Source organism: Fredinandcohnia quinoae (assembly GCF_022427965.1).
Lineage (GTDB): Bacteria > Bacillota > Bacilli > Bacillales > Bacillaceae_L > Ferdinandcohnia > Ferdinandcohnia quinoae.
The window spans coordinates 15,049-31,444 of sequence record NZ_JAKTTI010000012.1; the positions used below are offsets into that span (position 1 = coordinate 15,049).

Below are 16,396 nucleotides of genomic sequence, written 5' to 3' on the forward strand. Positions count from 1 at the left end.
TTATCCCTTTTTCATATTTTGCCGAAGCTTTTTTATACTGACCAATAACGCACCTAAAAAGATGACCGTATAAGATATCAAGAAAGAAGCCCAAAGCGGAAATTCAATTCCCGTTACCCGTTGTATTTCATTATTTATTTCAGGTTGAAATGATCCCAATAACACAATTGGCGGGTTCAACATAGCTGTAAAATACGGTGCTGGGTTTGTCGTAGGTACACTAGGATTATAAAAGCCTTGATTCATTTGCATAAGAATCAGGGTCAAAAATGCTGTCCCTCCAGCCAAGAATAATGTGACCCCATAAGTAGTTACCATTGAAACAATCGTTTTTCGAATGAGCGTTGAAAAAAGAACTCCAATACTTCCAAATGTGATAATCGTGAACGTATAAAAGCCAAGGGATGTTAGTACTTGACCCGGTGATATACCGCCAAATAAAAATACGATGCTGTATAATGGCAAGCTTGCAACAATTAATAGCAATAGGAATGAAACAGACGAGATGAGCTTGCTTATGATTATACTTGTTGAGCTTTGAGCTGTAGTTAACAAGATATTTAAGGTTTGTCGTTCACGTTCACTGCTTATTACCCCAGCTGTTAATCCAGGTGTAATAAATAATATTAAAGCCAATTGAAGGATCGACAGGATCATGAACATTTCCCTGCTTTGATCAGGCTTAAAAAAGCCTTGATTGGATTGTAATGATTCAATGAATACAAATCCTATGACTAAAATTCCAAGGGCAAGCAAATAAAAGAGCAAGCCTAAATAACTTTTAAATGTCCGGAAACGGAGCTTGAATTCTTTATTTAACACTGGATTGATCACTAGGTTTTTCATGAAAGCTCTACCCCCTTTGTAATTTCCATAAATACATCCTCTAAATCCGTTTCCACTTCTGTAAAGCTGTATATTGGCAATTCTTGTAGGACTGCTTTTTTTAGTAATTGAGTTTGTTCTTCTGATGAGCCTTTAAATATAAATTGCAGGGAATCCTCCTCTTCAAGCCGCACTAGCTTCGAAACAAACGGGTTATCTTCAAAGAAAGCGATTCCCTTTTCAATCTCATCATTCATTTTCACGATTATCATTTTTTCTCCCCGAAGCTGAGCCTGTATATCTGAAACAGCCCCTTCCGCAACGAGCTTTCCTTGATCAATAATTCCAATTACATCACACATTTCAGCAAGCTCTGGGAGTATATGTGAAGAAATCAAAATCGTTTTCCCCATACTTTTAAGCTCTTTCAATATCTCCCTCATTTCGACCCGTGCACGTGGATCAAGGCCTGATGCCGGTTCATCTAGGATTAGCACCTCTGGATCGTGAATTAAACTTCTTGCCAAACATAGGCGTTGCTTCATCCCTCTTGACAATAAATCTACATATGAATCCCGCTTATGCGATAGATTGACAAGATCCAAAAGCTGCGGGATTAATTTCTGCCGTTCCTCCAATGGAATCCCATAACTAGCCCCATAAAAATGCATATATTCATCTGCCTTCAGTTGATCATACACTCCGAAGAAATCAGGCATATATCCAATCTGTCTTCTTACCATCTTCGTATCCTTTTGAACATTATAACCATTAATATAGGCAGAACCACTAGATGGAGCCAATAAAGTCGCTAGAATTGAAAAGGTTGTTGATTTACCTGCACCGTTTTGTCCAACAAACCCAAAGACACTTCCTTTTTCGATTTGTAGACTTAGTGAATCAAGTGCAGTAAATTTTCCATATCGTTTCGTAAGTTCGATAATTTCAATCATGGTGCCACAACCCCTTTCACTGTGACCTGTGGTAAAGACACATACGGATCACCATTTGAGCTTTTATGAAATTTAATTAAAAGTTCGCCATCCTTTGAAAAAAATTGCTCTACATGATTTTCTTTCGTTAAGGCAAAAGTAGTGCGTTTTTCATCGATTGGCAAATATTCTCCAGTTTCCCTATTTAAGATGGAGTATTTAAGAAAATTTCCATTCATCCTTAAGTTAACAAGATCGAATTCTACCTTTTTCCCTCTTAATTGCTCAGGTAATTGAATAATATAATTATATTCTCCATCATCAAGAAAGATCTCATAAGGGGAGCCCATTCCACTATCATGAATTAATCCTTGAACGACCTCCACTCTTGTGCTGAGCATCCCAGTGTCTATGGTGAAATTACCTGAAAAGTCATTTTCAACTGTAAATGGGGAGAGGATCAAGTTAAGATTATTTTGCTTTTCTTTCTTCCCTACCATATTGACATCAATCACCGGATCCTTTGTTACCCCAGCGATTAGAGGTTGATTATTATAACCGCCCGAAAGAAAACGGTTTGCTGCCTCATAAAGTCTTTCCTTCTTCATTTTCACTAGATCTGTTTGCTGATACATATTTGTATTAAAAAACATTGAAGGACTTGTAAGAAGCGTTTGTTTGATTTTATGATCGATCTGTAGTGTTTCCCCTTGCTTCATCGCGCCAATTTCTATTTTCTCATTACCAGACCAAATAAAGATGTCTTCAAAATCATATGGATATCCATTTTGAATTGACCCTTTTAACTGGTTATTATGCAATGTTAATTGAACGGTAAATTGATCTTCTGTCTCTTTCTGAGCTTCTCCATAAATAGTCTTCGAAGACCAATACCCTACATGACTAAAGGTAATTTCATTCACCTTTCGCTGTTCCTCTACAACCGCACCTATTGATTGATCGAAGCCAGAATAATTATTGGTATATGGAACAGCATTAAATTGATCCTTCGGTACAGAGAGCTTATAATTTCCACTTGTATTTGATAAAAGTGTAGTTGCTTGTATTCCAGTTAGCAGCCCATCTTTTACCTGATATACTCCCATCTGATTAAGTTGTGGCTTAGCAATGCGATCCTTTGCCCCTATACCAAATACGACGGCTGACATCAAAATAGCAATGGAAGGAATAATCCACCATGAATGCTCTCGCTTATCTATTTTTCGAAGAACAAAATAAAGGATTGGAATGATGATGATTAGATAAATAAGCAAAAATATGATTAACTGTGTAACTGAATAATTAGAAGCTGGGAAAAATTCATTTGTCTCCGCAAACTCCCAATATAGCTGATCATACATATCTTGACCATTCATATATAAATTGGCATGACTCTGGTTCGCCTGTTTGATAAAGGCAGAGAACCAAGTGCTATAGCCTTCCCATGTCGATAGAGGCTGATCGCCCAAGGAAAAACTTGTTTGTAAAATCGTTCCTTTGCCAAATGGCTTCTTAATGGTTGCTGGCAGATTGTCACTTTTATGTAGTATAGCTGATCCTTCCTCTATAGCACCTGTATATAGATTCAATTCCTTAAAGGAGATTTCATCTTTTGTAGCCCCCTGTAAAAACTCTGTCTTTCCTAGACTCTCTGCTTCTGATTTCATCGGTAGCAATGGATATAGTAACCCATATGAGCTACTTGCATCTGGAGCTGCACCCGCAATAAGAACCCCACCCGAACGAATCCATTCTTTGATAGCGAGCTGCTGCTGTTCATCCAAAGACGAAACGGCATATTCATCAATAACTAAATAATCTAACATCTCCAGCCCCAATGCCTTTTTTGGGAGCTGCTCCTTAGTCAAAGGAAGCATTTCACTTTGGATACCTGGAAGAATTCTTAATTCCTTTAGTCGGTCATAGTTTTCACTTAATACACCTATTACTTGATCACTGGAATCTATGAATTTAGGTTTAAAGGTTTTATCACCTTTAAAAGAAACTTCACTACCATTCATCCAGCTTCCTTTATATAAATGAATCGTAGATTGGTTTTGGGAGTATGATTGATAATCCTCTGTTAATCCAGGAACAGACAGTTGATACGTTTTTGAACCTTTTTCAGGAAGTTCAACATGAACTAACATGGCTCCACCTGTATTATATGAAGGACTATATTGTATTAATAAATCCCCATTGAATGCTTCGCCACTATTTTCTAGTTTTATTGAAACTGGAAAGCCTTTCCCCCTCTTTACTTTCCCGTTAATTCCTTCTTCAAGTGAAATCTTAATATTCACGCTCTCAGCATGTACCGGAAGAACAGTATTTCCAAATAAAAACAGGAATACTATGAGCATGAATAAAAGTTTTATAGATTTATACAACAAAATCCCCCCTACTTTAAATCCGTCTACATTCCATTAAAATGAAAGACTTTTATGGAATATTGAAAAACATTTACTACCATTATAAAGTATATAATTGGAAAAAGATTAACTATTTTTAATTTAATAGAAATTTATGAATAGTAGAGGATTGATTCCTCCTATCCAATAATTTTCTATTACTAAATTTTACCTCCACTATAATAGACGAAACTGGGAGCATAAACCCCTACATAAAGCAAAAAAAACATGGAAATAATGATCCATGCTTTCAAACTTACCTATTCATTTAACTAAAAAAGTCTAATTGTCTTGGTCCTAATCCTTTGTATTCGATACCCAGCATACTAATAAATTGCTTCGCATTATCTGCAGCATCCCCACCTGAGTTATTATTAAATAACACATAGATTGATTCACTCTGTTTAGAAAGTTTATTGATATGTTCGAGCCATTCTGTTAGTTCTTTATCATTATAGCGATATAAGTATCTTACTTCTCGCCAGTTGCCATCGCTTGGTTTCGTCCATCCATGTACGTTTCTTCCGTGAAATCTGACCAATGTCTTTTCTTTGCAAGTAGACTCGAGAACAATAGGCACTGATCCGGAACCCGCCTGTGGCTCGTCGCATACCGTGTGAATCCACTTTTCCCGTTCCAAGAATGATAGTGTTTGTTCGTATAAGCTTGGAGCAAACCATGATTGATGACGAAATTCAAGCGCGACTGGGATATCTGCCATCTGCTCCCGACACCAGCGTAAGTATTCAACATTTTCTCTTTTACATTCATACCATGGCGGAAATTGAAATAACACCATTGCTAATTTATTTGATTCTATGTATGGCTTGATGGATTGACGAAACGCCTCAAACATTTGCTCCTTTGACTCGAAAGGTATTTCACCACGTAGATGACCTGTCATCCCTTGATAAGCTTTTACAATAAATTGAAAATCCTTTGGAGTGTCACCCAACCATTTCTCAACATTACGTTGCGATTGGATCGCATAAAATGAAGTATCTACTTCGACAATCGGAAAATGCCCTGCATATTCCTTTAATTTATCACCAGGCTTAGTCCCATTCATGTATAAACCATCATGATCTCCCCAGCCAGTCACACCAATATAAATCAACTTACTTCCCTCCCGTAACTATAACTATACAACAAAATTATTCAAGTTGTTATCAATAAACCATATAAGAATTTTAATATGTATGAGTATAGGTTTATGGGTGGAAGTTAAAGCAATTAGAAAAGAGGAAGTATATTATTTACTTTCTCTTTTCCCATAAATACTGAAATCCATATAAGAAAAAAGCCTTGTAAAGGAAATACAAGAAGAATTGAAATTCATTCATCCAAACTAATTTATAAACTTTTAATTTTGTAAACAATCTTGTCATTGGAGATACAAAAAATCCTTGAAAGATAGCAGTTAACAAAATAAATTTTTTAAAATTTCCGTATGTCCATTTTAAAGACAGTAAAGACATCAAGAACTCTGGACCTATGAGAAAAGGCAATTCATTTGAAATAGTGGACTGTGGTTTATTATAAAAAGTCCACCATCTGCGTTTTTTTCCAATTTGGAGATCAAAGCAAGTTAAAAGGAATGCAAAGATCGCTGCTGGAAGAAATCTCTTTATGTTACGTTTACCTACTAAAGGAAGTAATAGCCATGATAGTAAGACCATTGCAATATTAAATAACCTTTGATTTTTTAATGACATAATCCAACCCTCCATTTCCTCTTTTTATCATTTTCTTTTATAAAGAAAATATGCTCTGTCAAATTGCACATGCAAAAAAAAAGAAAAACCCTTGATAAACAAGGGTTTTTCATACATTATCCGATAGAACCTTCCATTTCGAATTTTATCAATCTATTCATTTCAACCGCATATTCCATTGGAAGTTCTTTTGTAAATGGCTCGATGAAGCCCATTACGATCATTTCGGTTGCTTCTTGTTCAGAAACACCACGACTCATTAGATAGAATAATTGCTCTTCAGATACCTTTGATACCTTAGCTTCGTGTTCTAATGAAATATTATCATTTAAAATTTCATTATAAGGAATTGTATCGGATGTAGATTGATTATCCATGATTAATGTGTCACATTCGATGTTTGAACGAGCACCTTCAGCTTTACGGCCAAAGTGAACAATACCACGGTATGTTACTTTACCACCATGTTTTGAAATAGATTTCGAAACAATCGTTGAAGAAGTATTTGGTGCCAAGTGAGTCATTTTAGCACCAGCATCTTGGTGTTGACCTTTACCAGCAATAGCGATCGAAAGTGTCATACCGCGTGCACCTTCACCTTTTAGGATAACCGCTGGGTATTTCATTGTTAGCTTAGAACCAATGTTTCCGTCAATCCATTCCATCGTTGCATTTGCATCACATACTGCACGCTTCGTTACTAGGTTGTATACGTTGTTAGCCCAGTTTTGGATTGTTGTATAACGGCAATAAGCGTCTTTTTTAATCACGATTTCAACGACTGCACTATGAAGCGAGTTCGTTGTGTATACAGGAGCAGTACAACCTTCTACATAGTGAACATGTGCACCTTCATCAACAATAATCAAAGTACGTTCGAATTGACCCATGTTCTCAGAGTTAATACGGAAGTATGCTTGTAATGGTGTGTCTACTTTTATACCAGGTGGTACATAAATAAATGATCCACCTGACCATACAGCAGAGTTCAATGCTGCAAACTTGTTATCAGTTGGCGGAATTGTTTTACCAAAATGTTCACGGAAAATATCTTCATTTTCTTTTAATGCACTATCAGTATCTTTAAATACAATTCCAAGTGCCTCAAGATCTTCCTTCATATTATGATAAACAACCTCTGACTCATACTGTGCAGAAACACCCGCTAAATATTTTTGCTCTGCTTCAGGGATACCTAATTTATCAAATGTAGCTTTAATTTCTTCAGGAACCTCATCCCATGATTTCTCAGACTTCTCAGAAGGCTTAACATAGTATGTGATTTCATCAAAGTTTAAGCTATTTAAATCGCCACCCCATTGCGGCATCGGCATTTTATAGAAATGCTCCAAAGATTTAAGACGGAAATCAAGCATCCATTGTGGTTCTTCCTTCATTCGAGAGATTTCAATTACGATTTCTTTCGTTAAACCACGTTTTGAACGGAAAATTGAGACGTCCTTATCTGCAAAGCCATATTTGTAATCGCCAATTTCAGGCATTTTCTTTGCCATTCGTCATTCACTCCATTTCTAGTTGTGAAAAAAGGTAGAGCATCCAATGTGAAAGATACTCTTTTTTTTATCACAGCTTATTTTTCTTCAGCTTGTAGGCCTTTCTCCATCGCTTTCCAAGCCAAAGTCGCACATTTAATCCGAGCAGGGAATTTTGAAACGCCTTGTAGTGCTTCAATATCTCCGAGCTCTATATCTTCATCATATTCTTTTCCTTGCATCATATCCGAGAATATTTTTGAAAGTTTTAACGCTATATCAGTAGGCTGTCCTTTAATCGCTTGTGTCATCATCGATGCAGATGACATTGAAATTGAACATCCTTCACCTTCAAACTTAGCGTCTGTTACTTTTCCATCTTCAACCTTCAATGTTAGATGAATTCGGTCTCCACACGTCGGATTATTCATATCAATCGTTAATGTTTCGTCCTCAAGAACGCCACGGTTTCTTGGTTTTTTATAATGATCCATGATGACTTGTCTGTACAATGTGTCTAGATTGTTATTAAAAGCCATTGCTGAAATACTCCTTTGTTTTTATGAGTCCTTCAACTAGTTTATCAATTTCTTGCTCAGTATTATAGAGGTAAAAACTTGCACGAGCGGTAGCAGATACATTCAACCATTTCATTAATGGCTGTGCACAATGGTGACCAGCTCGAACTGCTATTCCCTCTGCATCCAATACGGTCGCAACATCATGAGGATGAACATCGTCTATATTAAATGTTACCAACCCAGCGCGATGCTTTGGACCATATACAGTAATACCTTCAATTTGAGAAAAACGTTCTAACGCATATTCTACTAATTTATGTTCATGAGCAGCAATATGATCAAGACCAATTTCTTCTAAAAAGTCAATCGCTGCACCTAATCCAATTGCACCTGCAATGATTGGAGTACCTGCCTCAAACTTCCAAGGTAGTTCCTTCCATGTTGATTCGTATAAACCTACAAAATCAATCATTTCACCACCAGTTTCAACTGGCTCCATTTTTTCCAGGAATTCTTTCTTACCGTATAGAACGCCGATTCCTGTTGGACCACACATTTTATGCCCTGAAAAACCTAAAAAGTCACAATCAAGATCTTGAACATCAATTTTCATGTGGGGTGCTGCTTGAGCACCATCAACAACCATGATGGCACCATTACGATGTGCAATCTTGGCAATATCCTTAATCGGATTAATTGATCCTAGTACATTGGAGACTAACATGACAGAGACAATCTTCGTTTGGCCCGTCACTGTCTCTTCGACATCCTTCAGATCAATTGAACCATCTTGTTGTAATGGGATATATTTAAGAACAGCACCTGTTTGCTTCGCTATTTGTTGCCAAGGAATGATATTAGCGTGATGCTCCATATAGGTGATGACAATTTCATCACCTTCCTGAAGATTATCTCGCCCATAGCTAGTAGCAATCATATTCAGAGCAGTTGTTGTCCCTCTTGTAAAAATCACTTCTTGGGTTGATTTTGCATTTATAAATTTCCTAACCTTTTCACGTGCATTCTCATACCCATCTGTTGCTTTTGTACCAAGTGTATGAACACCTCGATGAACGTTCGAATTATACTCACGGTAGTAGCGATCAACAGCCTCAATTACTTGAATAGGCTTTTGGGAAGTTGCTGCACTATCAAGGTATACAAGCGGATTTCCGTTCACTTCCTGATGTAAAATTGGGAACATGTCACGAATATCATGGATATTCATTATCTGACTTTCCTTTCGATTACCTCAACAAGCTGCTTTTTAACTCCCTCGATTGGAAGCACATTAACAACTGGAGCTAAGAAACCATGGATAACTAATCGTTCAGCTTCTACTTTTGGAATACCGCGGCTCATTAGATAGTATAATTGTAACGGATCTACACGACCTACTGAAGCTGCGTGTCCTGCTGTAACATCATCTTCATCAATAAGGAGGATTGGGTTTGCGTCACCACGAGCCTTCTCACTCAGCATTAATACTCTTGACGTTTGTTCAGCATTCGATTTTGATGCACCATGTTCAATTTTACCTATACCGTTAAAGATTGAACTAGCACTATCTTTCATTACACCATGCTTTAAAATATAACCCTCTGAATTTTTACCGTGATGGATAATTGTTGTTGTGAAATTTTGCTTTTGCTCACCACGACCGACAACAACTGATTTAGTATCGGCAAATGAACCGTCACCAATTAAATGTGTTACGTTCTCAGAGATTGTATTTCCGTCATTCATTAATCCTAATGCCCATTCAATTCGGCTATCTCGTCCAATGACTCCACGACGATTCACATACGTAGTTGTACCCTTTGCTAAAGTATCAACTGCACCAAATGTGATTCTAGCATTTGTATTTCCAATAACTTCAGCAACAATGTTTACAATTGTTTCAGATTCTACACTAGTTGAAAAATAGTTTTCAACATAAGTTACTGAGCTATTGTCATCAGCAACAACAATTACATGGTTAAACAGCGCAGCATCTGGATTATCAAGTACATATACAGCTTGAAGTGGGACCTTTACTTCAACATTTTTAGGCACATATACAAATACTCCACCATTAAGAAGTGCTGCGTGTAGAGCTGTTAAGCGATGCTCGTCAACTTTTACGCCATCCTTCATGAAATATTTTTGAAGTAATTCACTATGGTCACGCGCTGCTGAATAGATATCTGTAAAAATAACTCCACTTGCTTTCACTTCATCAGATAATGAAAGGTATGCAGGTGTATTATTTCTTTGAATATAAATATTCTTTTCTTCTTCAATATTTACTAATGATTTAATTTCCTCAGGTAATTCTTCGATTGAACTATATGGAGCACTTTCAACAACATGATTTGCAAATTGGAAAAAGTTCCAATTATCAATTTTTGTTTTATCTGGTCTTGGCATTGGAAGTTCTTCTAGTTTTTCAAGAGCTTGTAAGCGAAGATCCAGTAGCCAGCTTGGTTCACCATTTTTAGTAGAAAGCCCTCTGACGTAGTCCTGATCTAATGATAGTTTCGTATCAATTGTCATTTTAATCCTCCTAACGCTTACGCTTCTTGACCTACAGTTTCATCTTCAATTCCTAATTCTTCTTTAATCCATTCGTATCCTTCTGCTTCTAGACGTTGTGCAAGCTCAGGACCACCAGATTTCACAACACGTCCTTGCATCATTACATGAACTTTGTCTGGTGTAATATAGTTAAGTAGACGTTGGTAGTGAGTAATAATTAAGCAACCAAACTCAGAACCACGCATTTCATTAATACCTTTAGAAACAACCTTTAATGCATCAATATCTAGACCTGAGTCAATTTCATCTAAAATTGCAATTTTTGGCTCAAGCATCATTAATTGTAAAATTTCGTTACGCTTCTTTTCCCCACCTGAAAATCCTTCATTTAAATAGCGTTGTGCCATATCAGGATCCATTTCAAGGTATTCCATATTTTTATCCATTGTACGGATGAATTTCATAAGTGAAATTTCATCACCTTCTTCACGACGCGCATTAATTGCCGAACGAAGGAAGTCAGCATTTGTAACACCACTAATTTCACTTGGATACTGCATCGCTAAGAAAAGACCAGCACGAGCGCGCTCATCAACTTCCATTTCTAATACATCTTCACCATCAAGAGTGATACTGCCACTTGTTACTTCATATTTTGGATGCCCCATAATTGCTGATGATAAAGTGGATTTACCAGTACCATTAGGACCCATGATTGCATGGATTTCTCCACCACTAATTTCAAGGTTCACACCTTTTAAAATTTCCTTACCATCGATTGCAACATGAAGATCTTTGATAACTAAAGTTGATCCTGCCATTACGACTACCTCCATTAAACAAAAAAATATTTTGTATTGTATTGAAATAAAAATAAAGCTTTATTCTCATTTTATTCTCATTACAATCTTATAACAAATTAAAAGTGATAGCAACCTTTACAACTTGTTTAAGATAATAGTTATTTTAAAAAAGCTCATTCGTATGAAACCATAGGTTTCATACGCCTTCAGCTATGCTGAAAGGTGGCTTCAATTAAATGAAATCTGGAGAGCGAGCTTGCTTGCTCCTAAAGTTTCATTTAATTGAAGCAAAATGGAGCCGATCCCTAATCAGATTCGAAGAACAACGTTATTTTTCACATAATACAAGAATTCATTCTATGATATATATTAATAGGAAAAAACCAGTGTATTCCGGACACTGGTTTTTGAAAATATCTTGTCTTACCCTATCTTAAACATGTAGCTTTCGATCGATTTCAGCAACGAGAATTCTACCTTTTTCATATTCTTTCTCACGTCGCTGTTCAACCTTTAATCGCTCTTCGAATTTTCGACTGTACACTTCATATCCGATACCGTGCGCCTGATGCATTGCTCTTTCCATTTCGTGCGTATAATTCAAACGTATTCGATTGATAAAAACCAATCCTTTCATTTTTATTAAATATCGTGCACAGTGTTAATACTAACACCTTCAATTTTCTTCCACAAACTCGATAATTACCGATATTCTTGGATTACCCAATATATTATAAAACCAGATAACCTTCACTGCAATCATATTTATTATTACTTCTAATAACTTTCGTATCCTCTGAAATACTCATACTTTGTTACTTAAAAAGAAAAAAGGGGTTGTACCAATTTATAGTGGTACAACCCTTTAACCTTTTTCTATTCATTTGCAGGAATTACAGATCCATTATATTTTTCTTCAATAAACTTTGTAATTTCATCTGAATGTAAAACCTCTAGAAGTGCTTTAATTGCTTCACTATTCTCTTCACCTTTAGGTACGGCAATCACATTCACATATGGATTATTTTCAGGAGATTCTATAATCAGTGCATCTTTTGACGGATTTAATCCCGCATCTAATGCATAGTTCCCATTGATAGCGACTAAGTCTCCTTCCTCACCTTCATAAATCTTTGTTAATAAAGCAGCGTCTAGATCCGTTTGGAATTGCAAATCTTTTTCGTTTTCTACGATATCATCAGTTGTTGCACTAACTTTTTCAATTCCTTCTTTTATCTTGATTAGGCCTTCTTTTTCTAGCATAGCTAATACTCGTCCATGGTCAGCTACCGAATTACTCATAATAACAGTAGCTCCCTTTGGTAATTCATCGATTGACTTATATTTCTTTGTGTAAAGACCAATCGGCTCAATATGAATGCCACCAGCATTTACAAGATCATAACCTTTTTCATCAATTTCTTTATTTAAGTACGGAATATGTTGAAAGAAGTTTGCATCAAGTTCACCTTCATTTAATGCCATATTCGGTAATGCATAATCTGTGAATTCTTCAATTTCAAGATCAAACCCTTTTTCTTTAAGTAAAGGCTTTGCTTCTTCTAAAATTTCAACATGTGGAACTGGAGTAGCACCAATTTTTATTGTGACAGCTTCGCCTTCACCGTTTTTTGATTTATCTGCTGCTCCTTCATCCTTAGAAGCACCACATGCAGCTAATGAAAATACAAGTGCAAGTAAAATAATTGTTTGTAAAAATTTCTTCATTTTGTTTTCCCCCTTAAGTTATCTTTTATCTATTATTGAAGTGACAATGTCACCAATAAACTGAATAATAAATACAATGACTAATATTAGAACTGTTGCAACAAAGGTTACATCAGGATTTGAACGATGGAAGCCTTCGAGATATGCCAATGTCCCAAGTCCACCTGCACCAACAGTACCTGCCATAGCTGTATATCCTACTAAAGCAATTGAAGTGACAGTTATTCCTGATATTATCGCAGGTAGTGATTCAGGAACATACACCTTCCAAATAATTGTTGAAGCACTTGCCCCCATGGACTTTGCAGCTTCTATTACACCTTTATCGATTTCACGAAGTGCAATTTCAACCATCCTTGCATAAAAAGGTGCTGCACCGATTACCAATGCTGGTAATGCCCCCTTCACTCCTAACATTCCTCCCAAAAGAAACCTTGTGAACGGGATAAGTAAAATAATTAAGATAATGAATGGTATGGATCGAAATATATTAACAAAAAATGCAATGATCGAATTCAATATTTTGTTTTGCCATATATTACCTTTAGATGTTAAAAATAGTAATAGTCCAAGGATAAGTCCTAAAATGAAAGTCAGAACTACTGAGAAAAATGTCATAGAAAGTGTTTCAACTGTCGCTTCCCAAACTTTATCCCATTTCACATTTGGAAAATATTTTTCAATCATTACCCATCACCTCCGCCTCAACCTCTTGCTCACGGATATAATGAATCGCCTTTTCGATTTCATCGTTCGAACCATTGAGGTGAATAAATAATGTCCCATATGCTCCACTTTGAGTTTGTGAAATTTTCCCTTGTAGGATTGTAACATTAATGTTGAAGCTACGAATTACATCAGTAATCAATGGTGTCTCCGTTGATTTTCCTACGAATGTTAATTGTATAACCTTTCCACTTGGATATTGCTCAATGAGATGTTCGATTGTTTCTCTCGTTTCCTCTGGTTCTGTTACTTGCTGGACAAAGCGTCTTGTAATGGTAGCCTGTGGTTTTCTAAATACTTCTAAAACCTCACCTTGTTCTACAATCTGTCCTTCTTCCATTACTGCAACACGATGACAGATTTTTCGAATGACATGCATTTCATGAGTTATTAAAACAATCGTTAACCCAAGTCTTTCATTGATATCAACTAATAAATCCAAGATTGAATCTGTCGTTTGTGGATCCAACGCAGATGTAGCCTCGTCACAAAGAAGTACCTTTGGATTATTAGCTAATGCCCTAGCAATTCCTACACGTTGCTTCTGCCCACCGCTTAACTCAGAAGGGTATGCGTCCCCTCGTCCTTCAAGACCAACAAGCTTGATTAATTCATCAACTCTTTTTGTTCGTTCACTTTTCGGTACTTTATTGATTTCTAAAGGAAATGCAATATTTTCCTTAACTGTTCTTGACCATAAAAGGTTAAAATGTTGGAAAATCATACTGATTTCTTTCCTTGCATCACGGAGTGCTTTTCCTTTTATTTGTGTAATATTATGTCCTGCAACTGTTATCGACCCTTGACTAGGTAATTCGAGACCATTTAATAAGCGTATTAGCGTGCTTTTTCCAGCACCACTATAACCAATAATGCCAAATATTTCACCATCATTTATTTGAAGATCAATATCCTTAACTGCAGTAACTTTATTCGCTTTTGTTTCATACACCTTTTTTACCTTTGATAGTGTTATCATGATGCCTCACCCTCTTTTCAACTAAGTAAAGATTAAAAACTTATATTTATTTTGTACGTCTATGCAATAAAAAAACCTTTCTGCAAAAAATGAGCAGAAAGGCGTAATTAATCATATTCCTTTCTCTCATCTCCCAAAGCATTAATGCTTTGTGTGAATTGGCACCATTTCAACTAAGTTGACGGTTGCCGGGCTTCATCGGGCACATCCCTCCACCTCTCTTGATAAGAGTTGTATATAAACTTTATTCAATTAATGTTTTATAGCAATATAGTTTTTAAGGTTATGAGAGTGATTTTATCACTAGTATTCAAAGGTGTCAACAAAATTCTATAAATCTACATTACTTTTTTAAAGTAATTTCTATTAGGCCCTACACTTAAGCAATTGGAGTTTTTTCTAGTGATTTCGTTCCATTAGCTACTTCGATTGCCTGTTCCAAATCTTCTAAAATATCATCAATATTTTCAATCCCAACTGAAAGACGAATTAAATCCTCTGTCACACCAGACGCTTTAAGATCTTCTTCACCTAATTGTTGATGTGTAGTACTTGCAGGATGAATGATTAAGCTTTTTGCATCACCAACATTAGCGACATGGGACCAGAGCTTCACATTATTAATGAGCTTCTCACCAGCGTCTCTTCCACCCTTAATTCCAAATATAATAACTGCACCTGCACCTTTAGGTAAATATTTATCCGCTAATTCTTTATTAGGATGTCCTTCATCACCCGGATATAATACCCATTCTACACCTGGATGTTCTTTTAAATATTGAACAACTTGATTTGTATTTGCAATATGCTCCTTCATTCTCACATGTAGTGTTTCCAATCCCAGACTGAATTGAAATGCATTGAACGGACTAATTGAAGGGCCGAGGTCGCGTAATAGCTGAACCCTTGCTTTAATGATAAATGCAACAGCACCTAAAGCTTCTGCATATACGAGATCATGGTAGCTTGGGTCAGGAGTTGTAAAACCTGGAAATTTCGGTGAATTCCAGTCAAAATTCCCGCCATCAACAATAATTCCACCAAGTGTCGTTCCGTTACCGAGCAACCATTTTGTTGCAGAATGAATGACAATGTCAGCACCATGCTCAATTGGTCTGCATAAATAAGGTGTTGCAAATGTATTATCGATAATTAATGGAATCCCCGCCTCATGAGCTATTTTTGCAACAGCTTCAATATCGAGAATATCTAAGCTAGGGTTACCGATCGTTTCTGCAAATATTGCCTTTGTATTTGGTGTGATTGCCTGACGAAAATTCTCGGGATTTGTTGGCTCTACAAAATGAGTCTTAATTCCGTACTTTGGTAATGTATTTGCAAATAGATTATAAGTTCCTCCATATAAGGTTGAGGCAGAAACAATGTCATCCCCCGCTCCAGCGATATTAAGTACCGCTAAAGTTATTGCTGCCATTCCACTTGCTACTGCAAGACTACCTACTCCACCCTCTAACTGAGCAACCCTTTCTTCAAAAACCGTAACAGTAGGATTATGGATGCGCGTATATATGTATCCCGGTTCTTTTAAGCCAAAAAGGTTGGCAGCATGTTCTGTACTATTGAACGTATATGCGTTTGATTGATAAATCGGAACTGCCCTTGCACCTGTCGTTGGATCGGTTTCAAGTCCTCCATGAACCCCAATCGTTTCAAATCTGTACTTTTTTTGTTTTTCACCCATTTTTAAATCGCTCCTTTTTAATTATTTGTTGTAGAAAGGGACTA

15 protein-coding genes and 1 riboswitch are annotated in these 16,396 nt (G+C 36.4%); all 15 genes read right to left on the bottom strand.

Features of this window, described 5'->3' with window-relative positions:
- The gene (locus MJG50_RS09480; RefSeq protein WP_240255149.1) at positions 1–846 is read right to left on the bottom strand and encodes an ABC transporter permease; all 846 of its coding nucleotides are present in this window, start codon (positions 844–846) and stop codon (positions 1–3) included.
- Positions 843–1,778, bottom strand: a complete 936-nt coding sequence (locus MJG50_RS09485) for an ABC transporter ATP-binding protein (protein WP_240255151.1) — start codon at positions 1,776–1,778, stop codon at positions 843–845. The genes MJG50_RS09480 and MJG50_RS09485 overlap by 4 nt, the downstream gene beginning before the upstream one ends.
- Positions 1,775–4,147 (bottom strand): DUF8725 domain-containing protein, encoded by a 2,373-nt coding sequence (locus MJG50_RS09490; protein ID WP_240255154.1) that lies wholly within the window; start codon positions 4,145–4,147, stop codon positions 1,775–1,777. Before MJG50_RS09490 ends, MJG50_RS09485 begins: the two co-directional genes overlap by 4 nt.
- A gap of 289 nt (positions 4,148–4,436) precedes the next feature.
- Entirely contained in the window at positions 4,437–5,285 is an 849-nt protein-coding gene (locus MJG50_RS09495; RefSeq protein ID WP_240255156.1) for a DUF72 domain-containing protein, read from the bottom strand.
- A gap of 139 nt (positions 5,286–5,424) precedes the next feature.
- Entirely contained in the window at positions 5,425–5,883 is a 459-nt protein-coding gene (locus MJG50_RS09500; RefSeq protein ID WP_240255158.1) for a hypothetical protein, read from the bottom strand.
- Positions 5,884–5,999: 116 nt separating this feature from the next.
- On the bottom strand, positions 6,000–7,397 hold the full coding sequence (sufB, locus tag MJG50_RS09505; protein WP_240255160.1) for a Fe-S cluster assembly protein SufB: 1,398 nt from the start codon (positions 7,395–7,397) through the stop codon (positions 6,000–6,002).
- A gap of 77 nt (positions 7,398–7,474) precedes the next feature.
- Positions 7,475–7,915, bottom strand: a complete 441-nt coding sequence (sufU, locus tag MJG50_RS09510; RefSeq protein WP_240255162.1) for a Fe-S cluster assembly sulfur transfer protein SufU — start codon at positions 7,913–7,915, stop codon at positions 7,475–7,477.
- Complete coding sequence (locus MJG50_RS09515; RefSeq protein ID WP_240255164.1) at positions 7,905–9,125, bottom strand: cysteine desulfurase; 1,221 nt, start codon at positions 9,123–9,125, stop codon at positions 7,905–7,907. The genes sufU and MJG50_RS09515 overlap by 11 nt, the downstream gene beginning before the upstream one ends.
- Positions 9,125–10,432 carry a Fe-S cluster assembly protein SufD gene (sufD, locus tag MJG50_RS09520; RefSeq protein ID WP_240255166.1) on the bottom strand — a complete coding sequence of 436 codons (1,308 nt, stop codon included), beginning with the start codon at positions 10,430–10,432 and terminating at the stop codon, positions 9,125–9,127. Before sufD ends, MJG50_RS09515 begins: the two co-directional genes overlap by 1 nt.
- 17 nt (positions 10,433–10,449) lie before the next feature.
- A complete protein-coding gene (gene sufC, locus MJG50_RS09525; protein WP_240255168.1) occupies positions 10,450–11,235 on the bottom strand; it encodes a Fe-S cluster assembly ATPase SufC in 786 nt (261 codons plus the stop codon).
- A gap of 415 nt (positions 11,236–11,650) precedes the next feature.
- Positions 11,651–11,821, bottom strand: coding sequence for a YuzK family famiily protein (locus MJG50_RS09530; protein ID WP_240255170.1), 171 nt, complete (start codon positions 11,819–11,821; stop codon positions 11,651–11,653).
- Between the two features lie 272 nt (positions 11,822–12,093).
- The gene (locus MJG50_RS09535; RefSeq protein WP_240255172.1) at positions 12,094–12,945 is read right to left on the bottom strand and encodes a MetQ/NlpA family ABC transporter substrate-binding protein; all 852 of its coding nucleotides are present in this window, start codon (positions 12,943–12,945) and stop codon (positions 12,094–12,096) included.
- 18 nt (positions 12,946–12,963) lie between these two features.
- A complete protein-coding gene (locus MJG50_RS09540) occupies positions 12,964–13,632 on the bottom strand; it encodes a methionine ABC transporter permease (protein WP_240255174.1) in 669 nt (222 codons plus the stop codon).
- Entirely contained in the window at positions 13,625–14,650 is a 1,026-nt protein-coding gene (locus MJG50_RS09545; protein WP_240255176.1) for a methionine ABC transporter ATP-binding protein, read from the bottom strand. Before MJG50_RS09545 ends, MJG50_RS09540 begins: the two co-directional genes overlap by 8 nt.
- Positions 14,651–14,773: 123 nt before the next feature.
- Positions 14,774–14,881, bottom strand: a riboswitch (SAM riboswitch).
- A gap of 148 nt (positions 14,882–15,029) precedes the next feature.
- On the bottom strand, positions 15,030–16,352 hold the full coding sequence (locus MJG50_RS09550) for an O-acetylhomoserine aminocarboxypropyltransferase/cysteine synthase family protein (protein WP_240255178.1): 1,323 nt from the start codon (positions 16,350–16,352) through the stop codon (positions 15,030–15,032).
- Positions 16,353–16,396 lie beyond the last annotated feature (44 nt).

Excerpts from the sequence above, each read along its gene's own strand:
- MJG50_RS09545 (WP_240255176.1), bottom strand. The coding sequence starts at position 14,650 with ATGATAACACTATCAAAGGTAAAAAAGGTGTATGAAACAAAAGCGAAT.
- MJG50_RS09515 (WP_240255164.1), bottom strand. The coding sequence starts at position 9,125 with ATGAATATCCATGATATTCGTGACATGTTCCCAATTTTACATCAGGAA.
- MJG50_RS09550 (WP_240255178.1), bottom strand. The coding sequence starts at position 16,352 with ATGGGTGAAAAACAAAAAAAGTACAGATTTGAAACGATTGGGGTTCAT.
- MJG50_RS09500 (WP_240255158.1), bottom strand. The coding sequence starts at position 5,883 with ATGTCATTAAAAAATCAAAGGTTATTTAATATTGCAATGGTCTTACTA.
- MJG50_RS09480 (WP_240255149.1), bottom strand. The coding sequence starts at position 846 with ATGAAAAACCTAGTGATCAATCCAGTGTTAAATAAAGAATTCAAGCTC.
- sufC (WP_240255168.1), bottom strand. The coding sequence starts at position 11,235 with ATGGCAGGATCAACTTTAGTTATCAAAGATCTTCATGTTGCAATCGAT.
- sufD (WP_240255166.1), bottom strand. The coding sequence starts at position 10,432 with ATGACAATTGATACGAAACTATCATTAGATCAGGACTACGTCAGAGGG.
- MJG50_RS09535 (WP_240255172.1), bottom strand. The coding sequence starts at position 12,945 with ATGAAGAAATTTTTACAAACAATTATTTTACTTGCACTTGTATTTTCA.
- sufB (WP_240255160.1), bottom strand. The coding sequence starts at position 7,397 with ATGGCAAAGAAAATGCCTGAAATTGGCGATTACAAATATGGCTTTGCA.
- sufU (WP_240255162.1), bottom strand. The coding sequence starts at position 7,915 with ATGGCTTTTAATAACAATCTAGACACATTGTACAGACAAGTCATCATG.
- MJG50_RS09540 (WP_240255174.1), bottom strand. The coding sequence starts at position 13,632 with ATGATTGAAAAATATTTTCCAAATGTGAAATGGGATAAAGTTTGGGAA.
- MJG50_RS09485 (WP_240255151.1), bottom strand. The coding sequence starts at position 1,778 with ATGATTGAAATTATCGAACTTACGAAACGATATGGAAAATTTACTGCA.